Origin of the sequence: Marinovum sp. 2_MG-2023, from assembly GCF_030548265.1 — a bacterium.
Taxonomy (GTDB): Bacteria; Pseudomonadota; Alphaproteobacteria; order Rhodobacterales; family Rhodobacteraceae; genus Marinovum.
On record NZ_JAUOSD010000069.1, the window covers coordinates 1 to 1,532 of the forward strand.

Annotated in this window: 1 protein-coding gene; it reads left to right on the plus strand. The window is 58.9% G+C overall.

Going from position 1 to position 1,532, the window contains the following annotated elements:
* The first annotated feature begins 79 nt into the window (after positions 1–79).
* Positions 80–1,444, plus strand: a complete 1,365-nt coding sequence (locus Q4577_RS23620; protein ID WP_303473376.1) for an ISNCY family transposase — start codon at positions 80–82, stop codon at positions 1,442–1,444.
* Positions 1,445–1,532 lie beyond the last annotated feature (88 nt).

A 1,532-nucleotide genomic window follows, 5' to 3' on the forward strand; every position in this document is an offset into this window, starting at 1 on the left:
TGTAGCCGCAAAGCTAAAATGTCACCCATGAGCAATTCAGGAATGTCACTCTCCCCCAAAAGACTAAGGGAGATCGGACATGGGATGGGTGATGATGAGCGAGCGCGAGTTGAACCGCGTGGAGGTTTTGGCGCAGGTCGATGATGGACGGTTAAGCGTCGACAATGCTGCGAGCATGTTGGACCTGACACGCCGACAAATATTCCGACTGTTGAAGCGGTATCGTCATGACGGCGCATCGGCGATCCGTCACAAGGCACGCGGCAAGCCACCCAATAACCGCATCCAGAATGCCAAGCGCGACTATGCGCTGAGCCTGATCAAAGAGAGCTATGCGGATTTCGGGCCGACCTTGGCGGCTGAGATGCTGGCTGAGCATCACGGGTTCAACGTGTCACGCGAGACGGTTCGCAAGTGGATGTCCGGTGCCGGTCTTTGGCTCTCGCGCAAACAGCGCCGGACGTTTCATCAGCCCAGATTACGCCGGGAGTGCTTCGGCGAGCTCATTCAGATCGATGGCTCAGAGCACCGCTGGTTCGAGGATCGGGGCGAACCCTGCACCCTGCTTGTGTTCATTGATGATGCCACCAGCACTTTGATGGAACTGCGCTTCGTCAAGTCAGAGAGCACGTTCAGCTATTTCGAAGCATTGGAGCGCTATCTGACGACGCACGGCCGCCCCGTTGCTTTTTACAGCGACAAACACACCGTCTTTCGTGTGCCAAAACCCAGTGAGCACATGACCGGTATGACCCAGTTCGGGCGCGCTTTGGCAGAACTCCAGATCGAGATTCTCTGCGCCAATACCAGCCAGGCCAAGGGTCGCGTGGAACGTGCGAACCGGACACTGCAGGATCGTCTGGTCAAGGAGCTGCGCATCACTGGCATCTCGGACATGGAGGCTGCTAATGCTTTCCTCCAGGGCTTCATGGAGCGCTATAACGCCAGGTTCGCCAAGCCCGCTGCCCGTCCGGACAATCTGCACCGCGCGCTGACTGTCGCACCGGATCGGCTGGCTGAGATCTTCTGCCTGCGCAACAAGCGCTATGTCAGCAAGGACCTGACTCTGAAGTACGACCACAAGCGCATCCGGCTGGAGGTCAACGACCTGACGCGCGGCTTGGTTGGAAAATACGCCGATACATACGAGTTCCCCGACGGGCGCATCCAGGTTCGGCACAATGGCTACGCCCTTCCCTGTAGCATCTTCGATCCGCACCAGCAGCGCGTCACGCACGCCGCGATCACAGACAACAAGCATCTCAGCGCGGTCCTCGCCCATATCAAGGCCGAGCAGGACAAGGCGGCGGCCAGCGCCGAAGTGCGCCCGGAAAGCGCCAGAAACGGGTACCGGAAGAACGGACGCCGCAACAACGGCTGGAACTCCCTCGCAGACCGCAAGCGAAACGCGGCACGCAAAGCCAGCCAGGGCTGCGATACCTGAAGTCTCCGCCCTGTCAGGCTTTGCTTCCAGGCCCCACGGTGACACTTCTGCTTTGCAAACCCGGTGACATTTCAACTTGGTTGCAACA

Coding starts and splice junctions, on each gene's coding strand:
- Q4577_RS23620 (WP_303473376.1), top strand. CDS start 80: ATGGGATGGGTGATGATGAGCGAGCGCGAGTTGAACCGCGTGGAGGTT.